The organism is Burkholderia sp. S-53 (genome assembly GCF_025560745.1).
In the GTDB taxonomy this organism is placed as follows: Bacteria; Pseudomonadota; Gammaproteobacteria; order Burkholderiales; family Burkholderiaceae; genus Burkholderia; species Burkholderia pyrrocinia.
On sequence record NZ_CP090483.1, the window covers coordinates 853918 to 877051 of the forward strand.

Annotated in this window: 21 protein-coding genes; 12 read left to right on the forward strand and 9 right to left on the reverse strand. The window is 68.9% G+C overall.

Features of this window, described 5'->3' with window-relative positions:
• Window positions 1-281: 281 nt before the first annotated feature.
• The 3 genes from LXM88_RS08990 to LXM88_RS09000 all read left to right on the forward strand — a co-directional run bounded on the left by LXM88_RS08990 (window position 282) and on the right by LXM88_RS09000 (window position 3398).
• Window positions 282-2117 carry a S10 family peptidase gene (locus LXM88_RS08990; protein ID WP_262541193.1) on the forward strand — a complete coding sequence of 612 codons (1836 nt, stop codon included), beginning with the start codon at window positions 282-284 and terminating at the stop codon, window positions 2115-2117.
• A 286-nt stretch (window positions 2118-2403) separates the two neighbouring features.
• Complete coding sequence (locus tag LXM88_RS08995; RefSeq protein WP_262541194.1) at window positions 2404-2961, forward strand: nucleotidyltransferase domain-containing protein; 558 nt, start codon at window positions 2404-2406, stop codon at window positions 2959-2961.
• Window positions 2961-3398, forward strand: a complete 438-nt coding sequence (locus tag LXM88_RS09000; RefSeq protein WP_262541195.1) for a hypothetical protein — start codon at window positions 2961-2963, stop codon at window positions 3396-3398. The genes LXM88_RS08995 and LXM88_RS09000 overlap by 1 nt, the downstream gene beginning before the upstream one ends.
• A 120-nt stretch (window positions 3399-3518) precedes the next feature.
• Here the strand turns inward: LXM88_RS09000 and LXM88_RS09005 are convergent, their stop codons facing one another.
• From LXM88_RS09005 to LXM88_RS09025, 5 genes are all read right to left on the reverse strand, one after another.
• Window positions 3519-4307 carry a sulfite exporter TauE/SafE family protein gene (locus LXM88_RS09005; protein WP_047901150.1) on the reverse strand — a complete coding sequence of 263 codons (789 nt, stop codon included), beginning with the start codon at window positions 4305-4307 and terminating at the stop codon, window positions 3519-3521.
• Window positions 4308-4614: 307 nt separating this feature from the next.
• On the reverse strand, window positions 4615-6054 hold the full coding sequence (locus tag LXM88_RS09010; RefSeq protein WP_262541196.1) for a DHA2 family efflux MFS transporter permease subunit: 1440 nt from the start codon (window positions 6052-6054) through the stop codon (window positions 4615-4617).
• Between the two features lie 136 nt (window positions 6055-6190).
• On the reverse strand, window positions 6191-6922 hold the full coding sequence (locus LXM88_RS09015) for a DsbA family oxidoreductase (protein ID WP_262541197.1): 732 nt from the start codon (window positions 6920-6922) through the stop codon (window positions 6191-6193).
• Window positions 6923-7137: 215 nt separating this feature from the next.
• Window positions 7138-7932 (reverse strand): helix-turn-helix transcriptional regulator, encoded by a 795-nt coding sequence (locus tag LXM88_RS09020; protein ID WP_318654683.1) that lies wholly within the window; start codon window positions 7930-7932, stop codon window positions 7138-7140.
• Entirely contained in the window at window positions 7929-8891 is a 963-nt protein-coding gene (locus tag LXM88_RS09025; RefSeq protein ID WP_262541198.1) for an ornithine cyclodeaminase family protein, read from the reverse strand. The genes LXM88_RS09020 and LXM88_RS09025 overlap by 4 nt, the downstream gene beginning before the upstream one ends.
• Before the next feature lie 382 nt (window positions 8892-9273).
• Here LXM88_RS09025 and LXM88_RS09030 point away from each other — a divergent pair, with 382 nt between their 5' ends.
• The 9 genes from LXM88_RS09030 (at window position 9274) to LXM88_RS09070 (ending at window position 17998) form a co-directional block, all read left to right on the forward strand.
• Window positions 9274-10053: an ABC transporter substrate-binding protein gene (locus tag LXM88_RS09030; protein WP_262541199.1), complete on the forward strand. Its 780-nt coding sequence runs from the start codon at window positions 9274-9276 to the stop codon at window positions 10051-10053.
• Window positions 10054-10120: 67 nt separating this feature from the next.
• Window positions 10121-11365, forward strand: a complete 1245-nt coding sequence (locus LXM88_RS09035; RefSeq protein ID WP_262541200.1) for an NAD(P)/FAD-dependent oxidoreductase — start codon at window positions 10121-10123, stop codon at window positions 11363-11365.
• Window positions 11366-11893: 528 nt separating this feature from the next.
• Window positions 11894-14359 (forward strand): beta strand repeat-containing protein, encoded by a 2466-nt coding sequence (locus LXM88_RS09040; protein ID WP_262541202.1) that lies wholly within the window; start codon window positions 11894-11896, stop codon window positions 14357-14359.
• A 313-nt stretch (window positions 14360-14672) separates the two neighbouring features.
• Window positions 14673-15032, forward strand: a complete 360-nt coding sequence (locus tag LXM88_RS09045; RefSeq protein WP_262541203.1) for a COG4315 family predicted lipoprotein — start codon at window positions 14673-14675, stop codon at window positions 15030-15032.
• Window positions 15033-15057: 25 nt separating this feature from the next.
• On the forward strand, window positions 15058-15573 hold the full coding sequence (locus tag LXM88_RS09050; RefSeq protein WP_096473149.1) for a sigma-70 family RNA polymerase sigma factor: 516 nt from the start codon (window positions 15058-15060) through the stop codon (window positions 15571-15573).
• Window positions 15570-16352 carry an anti-sigma factor family protein gene (locus tag LXM88_RS09055; RefSeq protein WP_262541205.1) on the forward strand — a complete coding sequence of 261 codons (783 nt, stop codon included), beginning with the start codon at window positions 15570-15572 and terminating at the stop codon, window positions 16350-16352. The genes LXM88_RS09050 and LXM88_RS09055 overlap by 4 nt, the downstream gene beginning before the upstream one ends.
• A 37-nt stretch (window positions 16353-16389) precedes the next feature.
• Window positions 16390-16809 (forward strand): quinol oxidase, encoded by a 420-nt coding sequence (locus LXM88_RS09060; protein ID WP_262542819.1) that lies wholly within the window; start codon window positions 16390-16392, stop codon window positions 16807-16809.
• A complete protein-coding gene (locus LXM88_RS09065) occupies window positions 16806-17438 on the forward strand; it encodes a LolA family protein (protein WP_262541206.1) in 633 nt (210 codons plus the stop codon). The genes LXM88_RS09060 and LXM88_RS09065 overlap by 4 nt, the downstream gene beginning before the upstream one ends.
• A 44-nt stretch (window positions 17439-17482) precedes the next feature.
• Window positions 17483-17998 carry an SRPBCC family protein gene (locus LXM88_RS09070; RefSeq protein WP_262541207.1) on the forward strand — a complete coding sequence of 172 codons (516 nt, stop codon included), beginning with the start codon at window positions 17483-17485 and terminating at the stop codon, window positions 17996-17998.
• Window positions 17999-18034: 36 nt separating this feature from the next.
• On the opposite strand, the gene LXM88_RS09075 is transcribed toward LXM88_RS09070, so the two are convergent.
• From LXM88_RS09075 to efeB, 4 genes are all read right to left on the reverse strand, one after another.
• The gene (locus LXM88_RS09075; RefSeq protein ID WP_262541208.1) at window positions 18035-19084 is read right to left on the reverse strand and encodes an ABC transporter ATP-binding protein; all 1050 of its coding nucleotides are present in this window, start codon (window positions 19082-19084) and stop codon (window positions 18035-18037) included.
• Window positions 19085-19112: 28 nt separating this feature from the next.
• Complete coding sequence (locus tag LXM88_RS09080; RefSeq protein WP_262541209.1) at window positions 19113-20711, reverse strand: ABC transporter permease; 1599 nt, start codon at window positions 20709-20711, stop codon at window positions 19113-19115.
• Between the two features lie 2 nt (window positions 20712-20713).
• Window positions 20714-21748, reverse strand: coding sequence for an iron ABC transporter substrate-binding protein (locus LXM88_RS09085; RefSeq protein ID WP_262541210.1), 1035 nt, complete (start codon window positions 21746-21748; stop codon window positions 20714-20716).
• Window positions 21749-21819: 71 nt separating this feature from the next.
• Complete coding sequence (efeB, locus tag LXM88_RS09090; RefSeq protein WP_262541212.1) at window positions 21820-23127, reverse strand: iron uptake transporter deferrochelatase/peroxidase subunit; 1308 nt, start codon at window positions 23125-23127, stop codon at window positions 21820-21822.
• Between the last annotated feature and the right edge of the window lie 7 nt (window positions 23128-23134).

Below are 23134 nucleotides of genomic sequence, written 5' to 3' on the forward strand. Positions count from 1 at the left end.
GGCTTTGCGGGGGATGTATTTTGCCGTCGATTTTGTGCGCGTGCGAATAAGTGAAATGCATGCGCATTGCTGCGGATTATTGAATTGTCGTTTGCAATGGAATTGATTCCATTGTGCAGTCGCAAAAAAACATGGGTGGGGTAAATCGTGCCGATCGGTATTTGCCGATCCGGTAAAAAACTCGGAGTGCGTCGCATAACGAATGCATTCCCGGTGCGGAGCGCCGGCGCAAATGATCCTTTGCGGCCGGCGGTATTTATCGTTCTGTTCGAGAGGCAATAATGACGACACGGAAGTCCTTGAAAGACGGTTTCGCGCTATTCGGAACGACTCTGAGCGTGCCGCTCGCCGCAGCCGCGGCCGCAGCGCTGCTCGTCACGGGGTGCGGCGGCGACGACGGGCCGAGCCCGGCCGCGTCGGCCGCCGCCGCAGCGGCGACGTCCAACGGCAGCACGACGGCCAGCACCAACGCAACGACCGCCGCTGCGGCCGACCAGCCGTACGTCGACAACGACGTGTACGGCACCGGGCCGAACGACGCGGTCACGGATTCGACGGAAGGCGCCGCGGTCGTGCATCGCCAGGTCACGATCGGTGGCAAGACCGTCAAGTACACGGCCACCACGGGCCACCTGACGACGATCGATCCGATCACGTCGGCGCCGAACGCGAAGATGTTCTACGTCGCGTACACGCAGGACAATCCCGATCCGTCGAAGCCGCGCCCGGTCACGTTCTTCTACAACGGCGGCCCCGGCTCGTCGTCGGTCTACCTGCTGCTCGGCTCGTTCGGGCCGAAGCGGCTGCAGTCGTCGTTCCCGAACTTCACGCCGCCCGCACCGTACAAGCTGCTCGACAACCCCGACAGCCTGCTCGACCGCACCGACCTCGTGTTCATCAACCCGGTCGGCACCGGTTATTCGGCGGCGATCGCCCCGGCGAAGAACAAGGACTTCTGGGGCACCGACCAGGACGCGCGCTCGATCGACCGCTTCATCCAGCGCTACCTGACCAAGTACTCGCGCTGGAATTCGCCGAAGTTCCTGTTCGGCGAGTCGTACGGCACCGCGCGCAGCGCGGTCGTGTCGTGGGTGCTGCATGAGGACGGCATCGACCTGAACGGGATCACGCTGCAGTCGTCGATCCTCGACTACGCGAACGCGCTGTCCGCACCGGGCATCTTCCCGACGCTCGCGGCCGATGCGTTCTACTGGAAGAAGACGACGGTCAACCCGACGCCGAGCGATCTCGACGCGTACATGGTCCAGGCCCGCGCGTACGCGGACAACACGCTCGCGCCGCTCGCGCAGAAGCCGAACCCGCAGGACGGCGGCTTCGTGAACGTGCGGCTGAACCTGAACCTGCAGACCGCGCAGCAGATGGGTTCGTACATCGGCACGGATCCGACGTCGCTGATCCAGACCTTCGGCAACCCGGCCGCGCTCGGCAACGTGCCGTCGTCGAACGACAACCCGCCGTACACGTTCTTCCTGACGCTCGTGCCGGGCACGCAGATCGGCCAGTACGACGGTCGCGCGAACTTCACGGGCAAGGGCATCGCGCCGTACATCCTGCCGAACTCGGGCAGCAACGATCCGTCGATCACGAACGTCGGCGGTGCGTACACGGTGCTGTGGAACAGCTACATCAACACCGACCTCCAGTACACGTCGACGTCGTCGTTCGTGGACCTGAACGACCAGGTCTTCAACAACTGGGACTTCAGCCACACGGACCCGACCGGCGCGAACAGGGGCGGCGGCAATACGCTGTACACGGCCGGCGACCTCGCGTCGACGATGAGCGTGAACCCGGACCTGAAAGTGCTGTCGGCGAACGGCTATTTCGACGCGGTCACGCCGTTCCACCAGACGGAGCTGACGCTCGCGCAGATGCCGCTCGATCCGGCGATCAAGGCGCAGAACCTGACGATCAAGAACTACCCGTCGGGCCACATGATCTACCTGAACGACGCGTCGCGGACCGCGCTGAAGGGCGATCTCGGCAGCTTCTACGACGGCATCCTCGCGAACCGCACCGCGCTGCAGCGCGTGCTGAAGCTGCAGGCGCGCACGCAGCAGCTCAAGCAGCAGCAACTGAAGCAGCAGGGGCAGTAAGCGCGGCGGGCGGCTTGCGCCGCCTGACGTGACGTAAAAACGCCGCCCGGTCACGCGCCCCGGGTTTTCGCGTGGCGTGTGTTGATGGCGGTGCTGCAGTTCTCCCAGGTGCCCCGTGAGTCGTGGACTTCCGGGGCATCGTCTTGTCCGAGGGCTGACTCGTCGCCCCCTGAGGTTATCGGTGACGGCGTTGAGAATCCTCAAAAAGGGGATGAGTAGCCCTCTATTGAGGATTTGCCGAAAAATCCTTATAGTGGGGATGTTTATCCCTAAATTGAGGATTTCCGTGAGTCTCGCCGACTTTCTCTTCACGCCAGGCATGCAACGTGTGCTTGGCGCCACGCTGATGCAGCCTGACCGTAGTTTTACGCTGCAGGAACTGCTGCGTCTGGCAAACAGTGGGCGCGGCAGCGCTCAAAAGCAGGTGGACCGGCTGGTCGAGGTCGGCGTACTCAAGGAAGACGCCCGACGAGGCCGACAACGGAGCATCCGCGCGAATACGGAATTTGTCCTTTATCCGGAACTGGTCGGCATCGCGCGCAAGTCATTTGCCGTTGTGGAGCCGTTGAAGGAGGCCTTGTCGCCTTTTGCCGCGCATGTCTCCAAGGCGTTCGTGTTTGGCTCGGTGGCAAAGGGTACCGATAGTGGCCATAGCGACATCGACCTGATCGTCATCGGGAACGTCCCTCTCCTCGAGCTATCTGAAGCCCTGCACGTGGCCGAGCAAAGTCTGCTGCGCCCCGTCAACTTCTCTTTGTACGAGCCTGCAGAATGGGCTGCGCTGGTAGACGCCGACCCCGTCATGGCCCAGATCGCCCAAGGCCCCATGTTGAGGATACTGTGATGCCGCGCCCAACTGAATACGAAAACCTCATCAAGACGAAAGCCTTTGATGCGGTTGCTCCGACGCCCGGGGCAATCGCGGGCTTCCTGCGCAATGCCGCAGACTATAAGGCCAGCGCCGATGAGTTGGACCCCGCCCGATATCTGCAGATATTTACCTTGGCGTACGAAGGCTATTTTCAGGTGGTACAGGCCGTCCTGGAGTTCTACGAGGTGCGGACCAAAGACGCCGGCCGTAACCTGGCCATCCAGCGTGTGTCCACCTCGCTGGGCGTGAATACCCAGGAATTTGCCTTCATCACGAAGGCCCACGAGCGTCGCAACGGGACGTCGTACGTTTCACCGTTTCCCCCGGTGTCGAAGGCAGAGGCCGCCACCATGCTGAGTATCCTGGCTAAATACTTACCCGTTGCGCGTACGCTGACCGGTACGCCGTGAGACTCGCTCGGACGTCCGTCAAGACGGAGAAGTAACGGCTGGGTTACGAGCCGGGATGGTGTTTTTCGTCAGGAGCGAGAGGGTGTCGATGCGACGCCGCGGGGCGTCGCGCAGCGCCGCTTACGCGAGCACGAGCCGCACGCCGACCGCGACGAGCGTCGCGGCGAGCAGGTTGCGCAACAGCCGCTCGGGCGCGCGCGCCGACAGCAGGCTGCCGAGCACGATGCCGGGCAGCGAGCCGAGCAGCAGCGACAGCAGCATCGACCAGTCGACCGAGCCCAGCAGCCAGTGGCCCATGCCCGCGACGAGCGTGAGCGGCACCGCGTGCGCGATGTCGGAGCCGACGATGCGGGTCGTCGCGAGCGCCGGATACAGCAGCAGCAGCACGGTCACGCCGATCGCACCGGCGCCGACCGACGTCATCGAAACAAGCACGCCGAGCACGGCGCCCGTCAGCACGGTCGACCACAGCGTGCGCGCGGGGCTCGGCGCGAGCGGGTTGCGCGCGGCGAATGCGGTGAGCTGCGGCCGGAAGATCAGTGCAAGCGACGTGAGCAGCAGCGCGATGCCGAGCACGAGCTGGATCATCCGCGCGGTGCCCGGCGTGTTCATCCCGTGCGTGTGCAGCCACCACAGCGTGAGCGCCGCGGCCGGGACGCTGCCCGCCGCGAGCCGGCCCGTGATGCGCCAGTCGATCGATCCCTTCAGGCCGTGGACGAGCGTGCCGGTCGCCTTGGTCGCGGCCGCGTACAGCAGGTCGGTGCCGACCGCCGTCGCAGGGTGGACGCCGAACAGCAGCACGAGGATCGGCGTCATCAGCGAACCGCCGCCGACGCCCGTCAGGCCGACGAGGATGCCGACGAACAGGCCGGACAGGGAGTACAGCAGATCGATATGGGGAAGCGACATCGGAAGCAGGCGGTTATGCGGCGTTCGGCGGCGGCGCGCGGCTGCGGCGCGCGCGTCAAAGTCCGCCATTGTCGCAAATGTGGCGGGTGGATGTACGACTGCGTTAAAAATCGGCCGCGAAGTACCGTGCGGCGGGCGGCCGGACCGGTGTGAAACGGGCGTTTGACCGGCGACGGGGCCGATCGCGGCGATCGGCCCGAAAGGTATGACGAACCGGGAATGCGCGCCGCGCCCCGGCACGCGCAAAAAAGGGCGCGACAATGCGCGCCCGGGTTCGATGCCGGCGACCGGCTCCGCGTGCCGACGGTCAGTGCATCGCGGGGCCGACGCCTTCGACGCCGTTCTGCGGCCGGATGCGCAGCGCAAGCCCGATCAGCGCGGCGGCGGCGGCGAACGCCGCGCCGAACGCGAAGGCCGCGTGGTAGCCGCCGTTCAGCGCGTCGAGCGGTGCGGCCTGCGCGGCCGCGAGCGCGTCGGTGCGGGCGGCCGCGAGGCTCGCAAGCACGGCGAGGCCGAGCGCGCCGCCCATCATGAACGCGGTGTTGACGATTCCCGACGCGAGCCCGGAATCGGCCGGATCGACGTCGCTCATCGCGGCGAGCAGCATCGGGTTGAACGCGACGCCCGCGCCGATGCCGAGCAGCGTCATGCCGGGCAGCACGTGCCAGACGAAGCCGCCGTCGACCGGCGCGCGCGAGAACAGTGCGAGGCCGCAGGCCGCGATCAGCAGGCCGGCCGCGATCGGGCCGCGGATCCCGAAGCGCATCACGATGCGCGCCGACAGCCCGAGCGAGAACGCGGCCATGATCAGGTTCGCCGGCAGGAACGCGAGGCCGACCTGCAGCGGCACGTAGCCGAGCACGCGCTGCATGTACAGCGCGGACAGGAAGAACCACGCGAACATCGCGGCCGCCCACAGTACGCCGATCGCGTTCGCGAGCGCGACATTGCGCGCGGCGAACAGCGTGAGCGGCATCAGCGGATGCGCGGCGCGCGCCTCGATCGCGATGAACAGTGCGAGCAGCGCGACGGCCGCGCCGATCAGCGCGACGGTCTGCGTCGACAGCCAGCCGGCCTCGTTGCCGCCGACGATCCCGTAGACGGCCAGCATCAGCGATGCGGTCACGGTGATCGCGCCCGCGACGTCGAGCCGCGCGGTGCCGGCCGGCGCGCGCATGCGCGGCAGCAGCGCGACGCACATCGCGTAGACCGCGATGCCGATCGGCAGGTTGACGAGGAAGATCCAGTGCCACGACAGCGAACTCGTCAGCAGCCCGCCGAGCAGCACGCCGATGCTGCCGCCGCCCGCGCAGACGAAACCGTAGACGCCCATCGCCCGCGCGCGTTCGCCGGGCTCGGTGAACAGGTTCATGATCAGCGACAGCGAAACGGCCGACACGACCGCGCCGCCGAGCCCCTGCACCGCGCGCGCGGCGATCAGCATCGTCTGCGATTGCGCGAGGCCGCATGCGAGCGATGCGAGCGTGAACACGACGAGGCCCGCGAGGAACATGCGGCGCTGGCCGTACAGGTCGCCGAGCCGGCCGCCGAGCAGCAGGCAGCCGCCGAACGTCAGCAGGTACGCGTTGACGACCCACACGAGGGCCGTTTCGGTGAAATGGAGGTCGGTGCTGATCGACGGCAGCGCGACGTTCACGATCGTGCTGTCGAGCACGATCATCAGCACGCCGAGGCAGAGCACGATCAGCGCGTACCAGCGCTTCTCGCCGTGGATCCCGTGGGTCATGGGCCTGCAGCCTTCTGATAGTTATTTGAAAGGATGCATTGTAGACGTCATCGGCGCGGGCTTCCTGCCGGTTTGTGGCAGCAGCGACGCGTAGTGACGCGTCCGGACGGGACGCACGGGACGGGCGTCGTGCGTGTTACGGGCGCACCGGCAGTTCGCAGCCGTCAGGGCCGCATGCGGCCGCGTCGCTGCCGTCGAGCTCGACGATGCCGTCGCGCCACGCCTGGTCGAGCGCCTGCGCAAACGCGTCCGCCGGCTGCGCGCCCGATACCGCGTAGCGGCCGCCGAACACGAACAGCGGCACGCCGCGCCCGCCGATCTGCGCGGCGCGTGCGATGTCGGCCTCGACTTCGGCGCGGTACGCGTTGCTGCGCAGCACGTCGTCGACGGCCGAGCGCTCGAGCCCTGCTTCGACCGCGAATTCGGTCAGTTGCGCATGATCGAACAGCGAGCCGTGCTCGCAGAAATAAGCACGGTACAGCCGCTCGGTCAGCGCATGCGCGCGGCCGGTCGATTCCGCGAGCTTCACGAGCCGGTGGCCGTCGAGCGTGTCGCCGACGAGCGTGCCGGGCAGGTCGTAGCGCAGCCCGACACTCGCGGCCGCGTCGGTCACCTGGCGCAGCATCTGGTCGACCTGCGCGGGCGCCATCCGGTACTTGCCGGCGAGCATCGCCTCGACCGGCTCGACGGGTTGGCCCGGCATCAGCCGGTACGCGCGCAGCGCGACGTCGACGTGGTCGGCGTGCGCGAACGCGGCGAGCGCCTCGTCGAAGCGGCGCTTGCCGATCCAGCACCACGGGCAGATCAGGTCGGACCAGATTTCGACGGTCAGGGTCGGGCGGGCAGTCGGGGCGGGAGCGGTCGTCATGGGCGGTCCGGGGCGGCAAAAAAGTGTAACCGGCACTATATCACTTTATGCTTCGTCGCTTGGTCTTGACCGGGGCCGTGCGGAACGGGCCCGCGCCCGACGTATCACGAAGCATAGACACGGAAGGCTCGGACCGATAGCGATAGCGGATGCCGGACGCCGGACGCGGCGGAGGGGCCCGGCGCACCCGCACGCGGGGGCACGCCGCTTGCCGCTTACGCGTCGCCCTGCGTTTCCTTCAGGTGCTTGAGGTGCTTGTAGACCGTCGCGCGTCCCATCCCGAGCACGTTCGCGACGTAGTTCGCCGCGCTCTTGCCGCGAAACGCGCCTTCCGCGTGAAGCGCCTCGACGAGCTCGCGCCGGTGCTCGCGCGTGAGCCCGTTGAGCCCGACCTGCCGCTCGCGCAGCCAGCCGTGCAGGAACGTGTTGATGCGCTCCTGCCAGTCGTCGCGGAACAGCTCGTCCGGCTGCGCGACGACGCCCGCGCCCTTGATGAACAGGTCGAGCGTCGCGCGTACCTCGTCGAACACCGCGATGTTGAAGTTGATGCACATCATCCCGGCCGGGCGGCCTTCGTCGTCGAACAGCACGTTGCTGACGCAGCGCATCCGCCGGCCGTCCCAGTTCAGCTTCTCGTACGGGCCGATCACCCGCTCGCGCGCCGAATGATCGATTTCCTCGAGCGCGGAATCGTCGCCGACCTCGCGCTTCGACAGGTTGTTCGCCAGATACAGCACGGTCTGGTCGTGCAGGTCGTGGATCACGACTTCCGCGTACGGGAAGAACAGCGCGGCGATACCGTCGGCGATCGGCGCATAACGGGTGAGCAGCAGGTCTTTGACGGGGGATTTCTTCTTGCGCATCGGTGTCGCCATCTCGGGTGGGCGGGGGCCGGGCGGCGCATCGGGCAGGCGTGCCGGCGCACCGGTGGCCGGCATGCCCGTGCGCCCGCGCGCGGCTGCCGCGGCGGTTGCGCCATTGTATCGGCCCCGTGCTCGCGTGCCGCTCATGCGCGCGTCAGGTGCGTGTACAGCGCATGCGCGATGGCGATGTCCTCGAGCCCGAGGCCGATCGAGCGGAAGAATGCGTGACGCGTGCGCGACGGCGTCGCGCAGGCGCCGGCGACGAGCGCGGGCAGGTCGCCGACGATCCGCGCGGTGTCCCAGCCGTGATCGGCCGCCGCGATCTGCATCTCGCCGGCGCTCGCGGGCGTCGTGTGCCGGTAGTCGCAGTACACGTCCATGTCGGGCAGCCACGCGGGCGGGATCTCGTGCGCACGTGCGACGTTCGTGCTGATCGACGTGACGAGCGCGGGGCGCGTGAGCATTCCGTCGCCGAGCACGGGCGTGCCCGATGACGTGCACAGCATCACGACGTCCGCGTCGCGCACGCAGGCCGCGACGCTCGCAGCCGGCCGCACGCGCGGGTCGAGTTCGGCGAGCGTTGCCTGCAGCGCTGCGTCGCCGGCGAGTGCGGGCGAATACACGCGGATCGTCTCCCAGTCGCGCAGCGCCGCCGTGTGCCGCAGGTGCGCGAGGCCGACCGCGCCTGCGCCGACGATCGCCAGATGGCGCGCGTCGCGCGGCGCGAGACAGTCGACCGCGAGCGCCGTCGTGCCGGCCGTGCGCTCGACGGTCAGCAGCCCCGCGTCGCACCACATCAGCGGCTGGCCCGTGCGCATCGACATCAGTGCGGTCCACGCTGTGACGATCGGTTTGCCGCCGGTCACGACGTACGGCGACAGCTTCGCGCCGAACACCTGTTCGTCGGCGAGCGTGCCGAGATACGTGATGAAGTCGCCGGCATTTTCGGGAAACAGCGTGAGGGTCTGCGGCGGCTGCACTGCGCGCGCCGACGCGAGCGACGCGAACATGCGGCGCAGCGTGCCGAGCACGTCGAGCGAGGGCAGGGCCGCGCGCACCGCGGCTTCGTCGACGGTCAGCGGCAGGGGCGGGGCGATTTGCGTCATGGGGACATCTCCGGTCGGGGCCGGACAGGAATGTCTCGAAAGACGGTGTCCGGCGGTGTTCGTGATGGACGAAAAGTCTAATATAGACAAACCAAATCTGGAGAATTTTTCTTTTCGAGACTTTGTGTCGTTGCCGGTTTCGTAGAAAACACTGGAAAATCAACGGTGTTTTTGACAGTCGCCGAAATTTCGACGCAGCGAGACAGCGCACGATCCTCGTATCCCCTATAGTCTATTGTAGACTTTGAGTCTATATTTCGCGTGCAGGATACGACGTGTCGCCGTGCGGCGGCCGCCTGTGTCGAATGCCGATCCGGCGCCCGGACGAGGGCGCCGCGCGCCCGATCTTCATCGCCTCAATCCAGAACTGAAGGACCGTCTCATGAACTGGAAGCTTTCCCTCTGCGCCGCCGCGGCGCTCGCATGCGCGGCCGTCACGGCCCATGCGGAACAGACCACGTTGCGCTTCGGGATCGAAGCCGCCTACCCGCCGTTCGAGAGCAAGACGCCGGCCGGCCAGTTGCAGGGTTTCGACGTCGACATCGGCAACGCGGTGTGCGCGAAGCTGAACATGAAATGCGTGTGGGTCGAGAATTCGTTCGACGGCCTGATCCCGGCGCTGCAGGCGCGCAAGTTCGACGCGATCAACTCGGCGATGAACATCACCGCGAAGCGCAAGCAGAGCATCGACTTCACGCCGGCGATCTACGTGGTGCCGATCGTGATGGTCGCCAAACGCGGCTCGCCGCTGCGGCCCGACGTCGCGAGCCTGCGCGGCAAGCACGTCGGCGTGCTGCAGGGCTCGTCGCAGGAGGATTTCCTGAAGGCGCACTGGGCCAACGCGGGCGTGGCCGTCGTGTCGTATCAGGACCAGGACCAGATCTACGCCGATCTCGTCGCCGGGCGTCTCGACGCGGCCGTGCAGGAAGCGCAGACCGCGCAGGACGGTTTCCTCGACAAGCCGGCCGGCCGCGACTACCAGATCGTCGGCGAGCCGCTGAAGGATCCGGCGACGCTCGGCGAGGGCACGGGCTTCGGGTTGCGCAAGGGCGACAAGGCGCTGCAGGCGAAGATCGTCGGCGCGCTCGACGCGCTGAAGAAGGACGGCACGCTGGGCGCGCTGTCGCAGAAGTACTTCAAGCGCGACATCGTCGCGAAGTAAGCACGGCCGCGCGCCGGCCGCGGGGCCGGCGCGTGTCGCATCGAATCTCGACGCTGGGCGGGGAAGCATGGATTTCGACGTCATCGTTCTGGGGGCCGGCATCGTCGGCGTGTCGTCGGCGCTGCATCTGCAGGATCGCGGGCTGCGCGTCGCGCTCGTCGACCGGCGCGCGCCCGGCGAGGAAACGAGCCACGGCAATGCCGGGCTGATCGAGCGCTCGTCGGTCGTGCCGTACGCGTTTCCGCGCCGGCTCGGCACGCTGCTGCGTTATGCGCGCAACCGCTCGGTCGATCTCTATTGGGACTACCGCGCGCTGCCCGCGTATGCGGGCTGGCTCGCGCGCTTCTGGCGCGAATCGTCGCCGCAGCGGCTCGCGGCCGCCGCGCGCGACATGCTGCCGCTCGTCGCGGCCAGCGTCGTCGAGCACGACGCGCTGCTCGCGCGCACCGACGCGCAGCCGCTCGTGCACGATGGCGGGTGGATCGAGGCATTCCGTTCGCCCGCGCTGTTCGACGCGGAAACGCGTGCGCAGCAGCGCGTGGCCGACGCGCACGGGTTGCGGATGACCGTACTCGACGCGCGTGCGCTGCGCGAACGCGAGCCCGGTGTCGGCGACGCATTCTGCGGCGCATTCCACTGGCAGGACCCGAAGACCGTGTCGAGCCCGGGCGGGCTGACCAAAGCCTACGCGCGGCTGTTCGAACGCGACGGCGGCGCATTCGTGCTCGGCGACGCGAAGACGCTCGCCCAGGTGGATGGCGGCTGGCGTGTCAGTACCGAGCATGGGCCGATCTCTGCACGCTCGGCCGTGGTCGCGCTCGGGCCGTGGTCCGATCACGTGTTCGCGCCGCTCGGCTACCGGATTCCGTTGCGCGCGAAGCGCGGCTACCACATGCACTACCGGCCGACGCGCACGCCGCTGAACGTGCCGGTGTGCGATACCGAGGAAGGTTTCGTCGTCGCGCCGATGGAAGGCGGCCGCCTGCGGCTCACGACCGGCGTCGAGATCGCGCTGCGCAGCGCGCCGCCGACCGGCGTGCAACTCGCGCGCGCCGAGCCGCTGGCGCGCGACGCGTTCGGCATCGGCGAGCGGCTCGATGCCGAGCCGTGGCTCGGGATGCGGCCATGCACGCCGGACATGCGCCCGGTGATCGGGCCCGCGCCGCGCCATCGCCACCTGTGGTTCGCGTTCGGCCATTGCCACCACGGGCTCACGCTCGGCCCCGCGACCGGGCGCCTGCTTGCCGAAATGATGACGGGCGCGCCGACCTATATCGATCCCCATCCGTTCCGGCCCGCACGTTTCGGCTGAGCCGGCGGCGCGGCGATGCGGCGCAGTCCGGGCCGTCGCCGCGCGCGCTGCATCGCGTTCTCCGGCTGCGATGCGGCCGCAACACTTTTTCATTCTGCTATCCGAATTATCGAAAACCGGATAATCGGAAATGATCTGCGTAATCGCCGAGAAAGAAATCGCGCAATAAATAAAATCGGAAAGTTCGCGATTTATCAATGCATTTTCATATTGCTGAAATGCGCACTGGGCAGCCAGTCCTGACGATGCAGGGCGCCGTCTCGACCGGACGTTCCGGCGTTACGCGGAATGTACCGGAACACGTTACTACGGGGCTCGCAAACGTTACGTTACATCCGCGTTCCGTTGGCCTGTTTCGTCAGATGATTCGGGCTCCGCAACGCGTGTATTTCGCCTGAAATCCATAAAAAAGCGTTATTGCCCGGCAAGAGGCTGATGAATCAATCCGCCTTTTTGAATTGGCACGCTTCGTGCAATCCGTCCCCATGCTTTATCAACGTAGTGCCAACCGAGATGGGGTGAATAAGGATGGGACAAAATCTTAAATTGACGGGTGTGGCGCTGTCGGTCGCGACGGTGTTCGGGGTACTGGCTTCGGGTTCCGCGATGGCGGGGGCCCTCGATTCGCTGCCGATCCCGCAAGTGATCGTCAATCCGCCGACGAACAGCGTGTCGGTCGGACTGGTCGCGACGGGTACGTCGCCGCTGGGCTCGGTTACCGTGACGGCGGGCGGATCGGGTGCGATCCAGACGTCGCTCGGCGATCCCGGCCAGGTGCTGTCGGGCGCCGTGGGGGCGGTGACGGGCGCACTCGGCGGTGGTGGTGGCACGGTACAGCCGCTGGCGCCGGTCCAGGGGGGGGTGAATCAGGTGACGGGTGCGCTGGGTGGCGGCAACCCGGCTGGCGCGTTGACGGGTGCGCTCGGCACGGTGACCGGTGCGCTGGGTAACGTCGGTGGCGGCGCGAATCCGCTGGCGCCGGTTCAAGGCGTCGTGAATCAAGTGACCGGCGGGCTCGGCGGCGGCAATCCGGCAGGCGCGTTGACGGGTGCCCTCGGCACGGTCACGGGTGCACTGGGCAACGTCGGCGGCGCTTCGAATCCGCTGGCGCCGGTTCAAGGCGTCGTGAATCAAGTGACGGGTGCACTCGGCGGCGGCAATCCGGCCGGTGCACTGACCGGTGCCCTCGGCACGGTCACGGGTGCACTGGGCAACGTCGGTGGTGGCTCGAACCCGCTGGCGCCGGTTCAAGGTGTCGTGAATCAAGTGACCGGCGCGCTCGGCAGCGGCAACCCGGCAGGCGGACTGACCGGCGCCCTCGGCACGGTCACGGGTGCACTGGGCAACGTAGGGGGCGCTTCGAATCCGTTGGCGCCTGTTCAGGGTGTGGTGAATCAAGTGACGGGCGCGCTCGGCGGCGGCAATCCGGCCGGTGCACTGACCGGCGCCCTCGGCACGGTCACGGGTGCACTGGGCAACGTCGGCGGTGGGTCAAATCCGCTGGCGCCGGTTCAAGGCGTCGTGAATCAAGTGACGGGTGCACTCGGCAGCGGCAACCCGGCAAGCGCACTGACCGGCGCCCTCGGCACGGTAACGGGCGCACTCGGCGGCATCGGTGGTGGTGCGAACCCGCTGGCGCCGGTCCAGGGTGTCGTGAACCAGGTCACGGGCGCACTCGGCAGCGGCAACCCGGCAAACGCACTGACCGGTGCCCTCGGCACGGTAACGGGCGCACTGGGTGGCATCGGTGGCGGCGCGAACCCGCTGGCGCCGATCCAGAACGTCATCGACCAGGTCACGGGCACGCTCGGCAGCGGTAACCCTGCCGGCTCGCTGAGCAACGCGGTCAACACGATCACGGGCACGCTCGGCAACGTCGGCGGCGCGGGGAGCCCGCTCGCGCCGGTGCAAGGCGTCGTCACGCAGCTCGCCGGTACGCTCGGCAACGACAGTCCGGCCGCTGCACTGACGAACGCGCTGAACTCGGTGACGGGCGCGCTTGGCGGCACGAACCCGCTGGCACCGGTGCAGGGCGTCGTGAACCAGGTCGTCGGCACGCTGTCCGGCGCAGGCGGCGGCAGCCCGATCACGCCGATCACGAACCTCGTCAACGGCCTGCAGAACGCGCTGCCGACGGGCGGCAATCCGGCCGGTGCGCTGACCGGCGCACTCGGTTCGGTGACGGGCGCGCTCGGCAACCTCGGCGGCTCGAACCCGCTGGCACCGGTGCAAGGTGTCGTGAACCAGGTCGTCGGCACGCTCGGCGGCAGCAATCCGGCTGCGGCGCTGAGCAACGCGGTCGGCACGGCCACGAGCGCACTCGGCAACGCGGTCGGCTCCGTCACGGGCGCGCTCGGCTCGTTGGGCGGCACGAACCCGCTCGCGCCGGTGCAGGGCGTCGTCAACCAGGTCGTCGGTACGCTCGGCAGCGGCAATCCGGCCGGTGCACTGACGGGCGCGCTGAACTCGGTGACGGGTGCCCTCGGCAACCTCGGCGGGTCGAACCCGCTGGCGCCGGCGCAGGGCGTCGTGAACCAGGTCGTCGGCACGCTGACGGGCGCGGCGGGCAACAACCCGATCGCACCGATCACGAACCTCGTGAACGGCCTGACGGGCGGCAGCAACCCGGCCGGCGCACTGACCGGTGCGCTCGGCTCGGTGACGGGCGCACTCGGGAACGGTCCGGCGGCGCTCGGCCAGGCGGCCGGCGCGCTGTCGGGCGCGGCAGGTTCGACGGCAGCGGCGGGCGGCAGCCTGCTCGGCTCGGGCGCGAACGCGGCCGGCGGCACGGCGGGCGCGGTCGGCTCGCTGCTGTCGACGGGCGCCAACTCGACGGCGACGGTCGTCAATGCGGTCGGCACGTCGGTGGGCACGGCGCTCGGTTCCGCGCCGGGCCTGTCGGTGACGCCGCATTCGGGCAATAGCTCGCCGAACAACCCGCTCGCACCGGTAACGACGCTGCTCCAGTCGCTGACCGGCGCCCTGCCGAAGTAACGAGCCGGAAACGCACGGCGGCGCCGTATCGGCCGCCGTGCGCAACGGCCGTGCGACACGGGTCGCGCAACGCGGCATGACAGTGATGTCATGCCGCGTTGTCCTTTTTGGCTTTCCGCTTTCTTTCGTCACATGAATGGCCGATAGCGTGCCGCCGTCGATCGTCGCCGGGCGGCATGGAATAACCGGCCGCCCCCGTCCGTTTACATACCGAGTCCCGGCACGACCGCCCGGCGGGATAATGGTCGCGACGAAGCCGATCATCCCGTCCGGCGCCGCCGTGTCGCGATGCCATGTCAAAAGGAGAACGGGAATGAAACGGATTTTCCTCGCCGCTGCGCTGATGGCGGCGATCGTGCGGCCGGCGGCCGCGGAACCGCCACAGGTCGGCGACGGGAAACTCGTCGACGAAGATCACATGACGCTGTACGTGTTCGATCGCGACGCGCCCGGCAAGAGCGCGTGCGACAGCGCGTGCGCGTCCAACTGGCCGCCGGCGATCGCCGACGCGTACGACAAGGCGTCGGGCGCGTGGAGCCTCGTCACGCGCGGCGACGGCAAGAAGCAATGGGCGTACCACGGGCGCCCGCTGTATCGCTGGAAGATGGACCACAAGGCCGGCGACGCGGGCGGCGACGGGATCGGCGGCATGTGGCACGTTGCGCGTCCGTGACCGTGCGGCGCCGCGCGAGGTATCGATGAGCTACGAATCGGACCTGCTGGTGTGGCTGCCGCATCTCACGCGCTATGCGCGTGCGCTGACGGGCGACCGGGCCTGGGCGGACGATCTCGTGCAGGACACGCTCGAGCGTGCGCTGAACCGGCCGCCACGCGACGGCGGCAACCTGCGTGCATGGCTGCTGACGCTGCTGCGGCACCGCTTCATCGACCAGTTGCGTGCGCGGCACGAGATCGCGGTCGACGATGCGACGGCGCCGTGGCAGACGATGGCCGCGCCGGCCGGCGAGATCGGCGGGCTGGTGCTGCGCGACGTGCAGCGGGCGCTGTACCGGCTGCCCGTCGAACAGCGCGAGGTGCTGCTGCTGGTCGCGCTCGAGGAGCTGAGCTATCGCGACGCCGCGCAGGTGCTGGGCGTGCCGGTGGGAACGGTGATGTCGCGGCTCGCGCGGGCGCGTGGGCAGATGCGCGCACTGCTGTCGGACGAGCCGTCGGCGCACGGCACGACCGCGTTACGGGTAATCAGGAAGACATGATGGACGAACCGCGCAAGCCTTCGAACGATCGGGACGACGATGCGTCGGCGCAACTGCTGTCCGCGTTGCTGGACGGCGAACTGTCCGGGCACGAGCGGCACGAGATGCTCGAGCGCCTGCAGTCCGATCCGGAGGAAGCCGAACGATTCGCGCATTTCCGCGCACAGCGTCATGCGCTGCATGCGCTGTTTCCGTTGCCGGGCGCCGCACCCGCGCTGTTCGTGCAGCGCCGCGCGTCGCGCCGGCGCGGGTTCGCGTATGCGTTCACGGGGCTGGCGGCCGGGCTGCTGATCGGCGTCGCGCTGCATGCGGGCTGGGCCGTGTTCGGCAGCGAACCGGCGTTCGCCGCGCGCGCGGATGTCGCGTATGCGGTGTACACAGCCGATCGCGAGCATCCGGTCGAAGTCGGCGCGGGCGATCCGTCGCATCTTGCCGCGTGGCTGTCGGCACGCGTCGGGCGGCCCGTGCGTGCGCCGTCGCTCGACGAATACGGCTATGTGCTGCTGGGCGGCCGGGTGCTGCCCGGCGAAGCGGGGCCGGCCGCGCAGTTCATGTACCAGCGCGCAGACGGCGAGCGCGTGACGCTGTACATGACCGCGTACGACGCGCGGCACCTCGCGCCGCAGGCGATGTCGGCCGACGGCCGCTACACGTATTTCTGGTCGGATCGCGGCATGGGTTATGCGTTGTCCGGCCGCGGCGACGAACGGCGCCTGCGCGAGCTCGCGATCGAAGCGTGCGGTGCGCTCGGCGGCTCGACCGATGCGTGGAAAGGATGACGCGCGCAGTGCCGGCAGGGAGCGTGCGATGAAGAAGATGACGAAGATTCTCGTGCTGATACCGCTGCTGGCGGCGCTCGCCGTGGGTGCCCCACTCGCGCGGGCGGACGGCGCCGCGCCGGTGCGCGTGCCGGTCGACGCCGACGGCGTGCAGCGGGTGACGATCGTCGGCGGCAGCTATTTCTTCCGCCCGAACCACGTGATCGTGCGTGCGCACGTGCCGGTCGAGCTGACCGTGTCGGCCGAGCCCGGCGTGGTGCCGCACAGTTTCGAGATCGACGCGCCGCAGGCCGGCATCGCCCTCCACACCGACCTCGACACGACGCCGAAGACCTTTCGCTTCACGCCGGCGCAGCCGGGCCGGTTCGCCTACTATTGCACGCATCGGCTGCTGTTTTTCAGGAGCCATCGCGAGCGCGGGATGGAAGGCGTGCTCGACGTCGAGGCGGCGCCGTGATCGCCGCGTTGCTGGCCGCGAGCCTGATAGGAGCGAGCATGACAGCCGATCCCGTGACCGTCGCGCAGGCGCATTTCGACCACGTCCACTCATACCGCGCGACGATCCGCTCGTCGGCGCGGGGCGGCGAACACACCGAAATCCGCTATGCGTACCTGAAACCCGGCTTCGTCCGGATGGATTTCGTGTCGCCTCATCACGGCGCGGTCATTGCATACGATCCCGACGACGGCAAGGTGCGGCTGCGCCCGTTCGGCGCGCATGCGCCGCCCGCGCTGACGCTGTCGCCGTCCAATCCGCTCGTGCGCGACCGCAGCGGCCACCGGGTCGACCGGTCGGACGTCGGCGAACTGTTGCGCAACGTTCATGCGCTGCAGCAGGGCGGTGCGACCGTGACCGAAGGCGAGGAGGCCGTCGGCGGCCGGACCGCGCTGCGCGTGTCGGTCACGGGCGCACCCGCGCATGCGGTCGACGGCGTGCATCGCTACCGGTTGTGGCTGGACGCCGAGGACGGCTTTCCGCGGAAGGTCGTCAGCTTCGCGGACGATGGCGACGTGCCGCTCGAAACCGTCACGCTCGACGATATCGAGATCGACGTCGCGTTTCCCGAGCGCTTCTTCGCGCCCTGATCGGTGCGCTGATTCATGTCCCTGACACGCATGCCGGAGGCTGCATGGCGGAATACCGGTTCTCGACGACCTGGCGTGTGGACGCCCCGCTCGTGGCGGTCTGGGACGCGATCTACCAGGTCGACCGCTGGCCCGACTGGTGGAAGGGCGCGGTACGTACCGTCGAGATCGAGCAGGGCGACGCGCACGGCGTCGGCGCACTGCACCGATATACGTGGAAGGGCGCGCTGCCGTACCGGCTGACCTTCGACATGCGCGTGCGGCGCGTCGAGCCGCCGCATGCGCTCGAAGGCCGTGCGAGCGGCGCAATCGAAGGCGACGGATGCTGGTCGTTCACCGGCGACGGCGCATCTACCGTCGTGCGCTACGACTGGCACATCCACACGCACGTGCGCTGGATGAACTGGCTGGAGCCGTTCGCGCGTCCGCTGTTCCGATGGAATCACGACGTCGTGATGCGCGAAGGCGCGAAGGGCCTCGCACGGCTGCTGGGTGCGGCGGTCGAGACGGAGGGCCGGACCTTCCGGCCGCTGTCGGGCGCGGGCTGCGCCGATGCGTGACGACGTGTGACGGCGCGTGACGACCGACCGTGCCGCTCAGCGCGCGTACGCCATCACCGCACCGTCGACGACGAGCGCAACGCGTTCGCCGATTGCCGGACACCGGTGTCCCGGCACGCGTACGCGCACGAACACGTCGGCATCGGCATCGAGGCGCGTGAGTACGTCGGCGTCCTGACCCGCGAACTGCGCGGCTTCGACGCGCGCCGTATGGCCGCGCGCCGCGTCGACCTGCGTGACAGGCACGATGCCGATCTGCTCGGGGCGCAGCATCGCGTCGGCCGGCCCGTCGGGCAGCGGCGCGACGAGCGGCAGATTGCCGAGCGCACACGCGATGCGTCCGTCGCGCACGCGGCCCGCGAGCAGCACGGCCTGCCCGACGAACGACGCGACGTCGCGCGTGACGGGCTGCCGGTAAAGCATTTGCGGCGCGGCCGTCTGCACGAGCCGGCCTTGCCACATCACCGCCACTTCATCGCCGAGCGTCATCGCCTCGGGCTGGTCGTGCGTGACGAGCACCGAGGTCGCGCCCGCCGCGGCGAGCGCATCCGCGACCGCGCTGCGCGTTTCGTGCCGCAGCGACGTGTCGAGCGCGGAGAACGGTTCGTCGAGGATCACGAGCGACGGCTCGGGCGCCAGCGCGCGTGCGAGCGCAATGCGCTGCTGCTGCCCGCCGGACAATTGCTGCGGCGCGCGGCTCGCATACGACGCGGGCAACCCGACCATCTCGAGCAGTTCGTCGACGCGATGATGGCGCCGCCGTGCCGCGCGCGGCAGCCCGAACGCGATGTTGTCGGCCACCGACAGATGCGGAAACAGCGCGCCTTCCTGCGGCACATAACCGATCCGACGCTGTTCGGGCGGCAGGTGCACGTCGGGCGCGGCCACGCGGCGCCCGTCGATCTCGACGGTGCCGCGCTCGGCGCGCTCGAAACCGCACAGTACGCGCAGCAGCGTCGTCTTGCCGCTGCCGGACGGGCCGAGCAGCGCGAGGCGCGAGCCGCGCCGCACCGTGAGATCGATGTCGTGCAGGACGGTATGCGATCCGAACGATTTGGACAGGCCGTGGATGCGTAGTTCGCTCATGAGCGGTTCCGGGGGAAAAGGGGGGCGCTCAGTTGCGTACCGACGCGCGGCCGAGCAGCAGGAACAGCAGTCCCGACGCGCCCAGCGACAGCGCGACGAGCAGCGCCGCATAGGGCGCCGCAGCCGCGAATGCGAGCGTCGCCGTATCGCTCCACACCTGCGTCGCGAGCGTGCGCGTGCCGATCGGCGACAGCAGCAGCGTCGCGTTGAGTTCCGTCACGACCGAGATGAACACCATCGTCGCGGCCGCGCCGAGGCCGGGCGCCGCGAGCGGCAGCACCACGCGCGTGAGCGTCGCGCGCCAGCCGAGGCCGAGCGAACGCGCGGTTTCCTCGAGCCGGACCTGCACGTGCGACAGCGCCGCGCGCACGCTGACCACCGCGAGCGGCAGGAACAGGATCGCGTACGCGCCGACGAGCGCCGGCGCGCTCTGGTAGAGCGGCTGCAGCAGCCGCACCGTGATCGATACGATCGCGAGCGCGACGACGATGCCCGGCACGCCCTGCACGGTCATCGCCGTGCGTTCGAGCAACGTCGCGACGCGGCCCGGATAACGGACCAGCAGGAAGGCGAGCGGCAGCGCGAGCAGCGTCGTGACGGCCGCGGCCGCGAGGCCGTAGCCGGTCGACGCGAGCGCGGTCTGCCACAGCAGCTCGGGCGATACGTCGGCCGGCGTGATGGCGGCCGCGCCCTGTTGCGTGAGCCAGTAGCCGATCGTCGCGAGCGGCACGCCGAGCGTCGCGGCCGCGAGCATGGTGAATGCCGCGGCGGCGATGGCGCGCCAGCGTCCGAGCGGATAACGCATCGCGACGCGGCGTGCGGCGCGATGCGTATGGCCGTAGCGCGCATGGCCGCGCGCACGCGCCTCGATCGCGAGGCACAACAGACACAGCGCGATCAGCACGCAGCCGAGCAGCGATGCGCCGCCGCCGTCGAACGCGGTGCGGTATTCCGCGAAGATTTCGGTCGTGAACGTGCGAAAGCGCAGCAACTGGAATGCGCCGAATTCGGACAGCACGCCGAGCGCGACGAGCAGCATCCCGCCGCACAGCGCGGGCCGCAATTGCGGCAGCACGACGCGAAAGAACGTATGCCACGGCGAGCAGCCGAGCGTGCGCGCGCTTTCTTCAAGCGCGGGATCGAGCTCGCGCAGCGCGGCGGCCACCGGCAGGTAGACGAGCGGGAAGTACGCGGATGTCAGCACGATCAGCGCGCCGAGGAAGTCCTGCAGGTCGAGGCTCAGCGACACCCACGCATAACTCGTGATGAACGGCGGCACTGCGAGCGGCGCGGCGGCGAGCGCGGTCCAGAGCGGCCGCGCCGGCAGGTCGGTGCGCTCGATGAACCACGCGACTGCCGTGCCGAGCAGCGTACATGCGAGGGTCGCGGCGAGCGTGATCGACAGCGTGTTGACGAGCAGTTCGCCGACGAGCGGGCGCCACAGCAGCTCGATCGCGTCGTCGACGCCAAAGGTCGCCGCGCGATACAGCGTGAAGCCGAGCGGCAGCAGGATCGCGAGCGGCCCGCACGCGGCCGCGGCGACGAGCGCGCGCGACGGGCGCCGCCGCGTCGCGGTGCGCGCGCCGTCGCGTGCGGTGCGTGCCGTGCCGGACACGGCGTCGCTCATGCTCAGAGCAGGCCGGCCTGGCGAAGCAGCTTGCCGGCCTGGCTGTCGTCGCCGAGCTGTTCGAACGTCAGCGCCGGCGGGCTCAGTTCGTTGAACGGCTTCAGGATCGGATCGGGTGCGACGCCCGGGTGCAGCGGATACTCGAAGCTGATGTGGCCACCAGCCATCAGCTTCTGTGCGCGCTCGCTGACGAGATACTCGACGAACTTCTGCGCGTCGGCCTGGTGCTTCGACGCCTTCAGCACCGCGGCGCCCGACACGTTGACGGCCGCGCCGACGTCGTGGTTGGCGAAGTGATGGATCGCGCTCTTGGTCGACTTGTCCCCGAGTTCCGCGTGCAGGCGGTCCCAGTAGTAGTTGTTGACGATGCCGGTCAGCACGCCGCCGCGGTTGACGGCAGCCGTCACGCCTTCATCGTCGTCGAAGATCTGCGCGTTGGTCTTCAGGCCCTTCAGCCATTGCAGCGTCGCGGCCTCGCCGTGCAGCGCGAGCACCGCGCTCACGACCGGCAGGAAGTCCGCATCGCTCGGCGCGACGCCGATCTTGCCTTTCCATTCGGGCTTCGCGAGATCGAGCAGCGATGCGGGCAGTTGCTGCGGCTGGAGCTTCGCGGTGTTGTAGACGAGCACGTTCTCGCGCGCGAGTACGCCGACCCAGTTGCCGTCGGCCGGGTTGAAGCGCGCGGGCACCGCCTGCAGCGCGGCGCCGCCGGCCTTCGCGAGCAGGCCCTTGCGGTCCAGCAGCACGAGCTCGGGCGAATTCTCGGTGAAGTACACGTCGGCCGGCGTGCGATCGCCTTCCGCGACGAGCTGCGCGGCGAGCGCCGGGCCTTCGCCCGAGCGCACCTTCACGGTGATGCCGCTCTGCGCTTCGAAGTCCTTGACGAGCTGGTTGACGACCTGCTCGTGCTGCGCGTTGTACAGCGTGAGCGTCGCGGCATGCGCGCGCGTGGCGTGCAGCGCGCCGGTCAGCATGAGCGCGGCGGCGGCCGCGGAGATCAGGTGCCGCAGCGGGCGGCTAACGGGTGAGGTGTTCATGTCGTCGTCGTGGTTTGCATCCGGACAGGCCGGAAAATGGGTGCGTTGCGTGTCGTTGCGTCGTTATGTCGTTACGCTTCGAACAGCGCGGCGCCGATGTACGAACCGGGTTGCGCGCCCGGCGGGCACGCGAAGATCGCGCTGCCGACGTGCGTGGTGAACTGGTTCATGATGTCCAGCTTCGCGAGCTTCTCGTTGATCGGGATGAAGCCCTTGCGCGGGTCGCGCTGGTGCGCAACGAACATCAGCCCTGCGTCGTATTCGGTCTGCTGGCGCCACGGCGGCCAGCGCTCGATGTAGAAGTTCGCGCTGTCGTTGTACGAATACGCGCGACGCAGGATCTGCGCGCCTTTGTTGACCTGCGGCGATGCGAGACGCGCGTGCGAGTTGTCCGGGATCACCGAATTGCCGTCCTTGTCGACCGCGTCGAGGTCGAGCGCTTCGAACTCCTGCTTGCCGCCGAGCGGCGCGCCGCTGTACTTCTTGCGGCCGAACACCTGCTCCTGGAAACCGAGCTCGGTGTTGTCCCAGTGTTCGAGCGTGATGCGGATGCGACGCACGACCGTATAGGTGCCGCCGTTCATCCATGCCGGGCCTTCGCTGCCGGCCCACACGAATTCGTTCATCGCGGCCGGGTCGTCGCGCGACGGGTTCATCGTGCCGTCCTTGAAGCCCATCAGGTTGCGCGGCGTCTCGCCCGGCTTGCCGGACGTGAAGCCGGCCTGGCCCCAGCGCATCTGCACGGCCTTGCCGCCGAGACGCACGAGCTGGCGCACCGCATGGAACGCGACCTGCGCGTCGTTCGCGCACGCCTGGATGAACAGGTCGCCGCCCGTCTTCTCCGGAATCAGCTGGTCGCCGTTGAAGCGCGGCAGGTCGACGAGCGCGGCCGGGCGCCGCTTCGCGAGGCCGTAGCGGTCCTTGCCCGCGACCGCGAACAGGCCGGGCCCGAAGCCGAACGTGATCGTCAGCCGCGACGCGCCGATGCCGAGCGCGTCGCCCGAATCAGCCGGCACCGCGTCGTCGCCGCCGGTGGCCGGCAGCGGCTGCGCGGTGTCGCCGCGCGTCAGGCGCGCGGCCGCGTCGGTCCACGTCTTCAGCAGCGCGATCACGTCCGCGCGTTTGTCGGTCGCGAGGTCGAGCGCCGCGAAATACGCGTTGCGCTGCTGCGGCGTCACGATGCCGCCCTGGTGCTTGCCGTAGAACGGCTCGATGTCGTCGTCGTGCGCGTGCGCGTCCGCGGCGGCCGGGTCGGCTGCGTCGGCCGCGCGCGCGGCCGGCATCGTGCCCGCCGCGAGGCCCGCGGCCACCGCCGCGCCGCCGGCCTTCAGGAAGCCGCGGCGCGCGGGGCGCGACGGCGGGTTCAGATCGTCTGCCATGGTCGGC

Bases quoted from the DNA above. Each gene is read 5' to 3' on its own strand.
- LXM88_RS09015 (WP_262541197.1), bottom strand. From the start codon at position 6,922: ATGACGACCGCTCCCGCCCCGACTGCCCGCCCGACCCTGACCGTCGAA.
- LXM88_RS09035 (WP_262541200.1), top strand. From the start codon at position 10,121: ATGGATTTCGACGTCATCGTTCTGGGGGCCGGCATCGTCGGCGTGTCG.
- LXM88_RS09050 (WP_096473149.1), top strand. From the start codon at position 15,058: ATGAGCTACGAATCGGACCTGCTGGTGTGGCTGCCGCATCTCACGCGC.
- LXM88_RS09025 (WP_262541198.1), bottom strand. From the start codon at position 8,891: ATGACGCAAATCGCCCCGCCCCTGCCGCTGACCGTCGACGAAGCCGCG.
- LXM88_RS09085 (WP_262541210.1), bottom strand. From the start codon at position 21,748: ATGAACACCTCACCCGTTAGCCGCCCGCTGCGGCACCTGATCTCCGCG.
- LXM88_RS09005 (WP_047901150.1), bottom strand. From the start codon at position 4,307: ATGTCGCTTCCCCATATCGATCTGCTGTACTCCCTGTCCGGCCTGTTC.
- LXM88_RS09030 (WP_262541199.1), top strand. From the start codon at position 9,274: ATGAACTGGAAGCTTTCCCTCTGCGCCGCCGCGGCGCTCGCATGCGCG.
- LXM88_RS09080 (WP_262541209.1), bottom strand. From the start codon at position 20,711: ATGAGCGACGCCGTGTCCGGCACGGCACGCACCGCACGCGACGGCGCG.
- LXM88_RS09040 (WP_262541202.1), top strand. From the start codon at position 11,894: ATGGGACAAAATCTTAAATTGACGGGTGTGGCGCTGTCGGTCGCGACG.
- LXM88_RS09070 (WP_262541207.1), top strand. From the start codon at position 17,483: ATGGCGGAATACCGGTTCTCGACGACCTGGCGTGTGGACGCCCCGCTC.
- LXM88_RS09060 (WP_262542819.1), top strand. From the start codon at position 16,390: ATGACGAAGATTCTCGTGCTGATACCGCTGCTGGCGGCGCTCGCCGTG.
- efeB (WP_262541212.1), bottom strand. From the start codon at position 23,127: ATGGCAGACGATCTGAACCCGCCGTCGCGCCCCGCGCGCCGCGGCTTC.
- LXM88_RS08990 (WP_262541193.1), top strand. From the start codon at position 282: ATGACGACACGGAAGTCCTTGAAAGACGGTTTCGCGCTATTCGGAACG.
- LXM88_RS09075 (WP_262541208.1), bottom strand. From the start codon at position 19,084: ATGAGCGAACTACGCATCCACGGCCTGTCCAAATCGTTCGGATCGCAT.
- LXM88_RS09020 (WP_318654683.1), bottom strand. From the start codon at position 7,932: ATGAGCGGCACGCGAGCACGGGGCCGATACAATGGCGCAACCGCCGCG.
- LXM88_RS09045 (WP_262541203.1), top strand. From the start codon at position 14,673: ATGAAACGGATTTTCCTCGCCGCTGCGCTGATGGCGGCGATCGTGCGG.
- LXM88_RS09000 (WP_262541195.1), top strand. From the start codon at position 2,961: ATGCCGCGCCCAACTGAATACGAAAACCTCATCAAGACGAAAGCCTTT.
- LXM88_RS09010 (WP_262541196.1), bottom strand. From the start codon at position 6,054: ATGACCCACGGGATCCACGGCGAGAAGCGCTGGTACGCGCTGATCGTG.
- LXM88_RS09055 (WP_262541205.1), top strand. From the start codon at position 15,570: ATGATGGACGAACCGCGCAAGCCTTCGAACGATCGGGACGACGATGCG.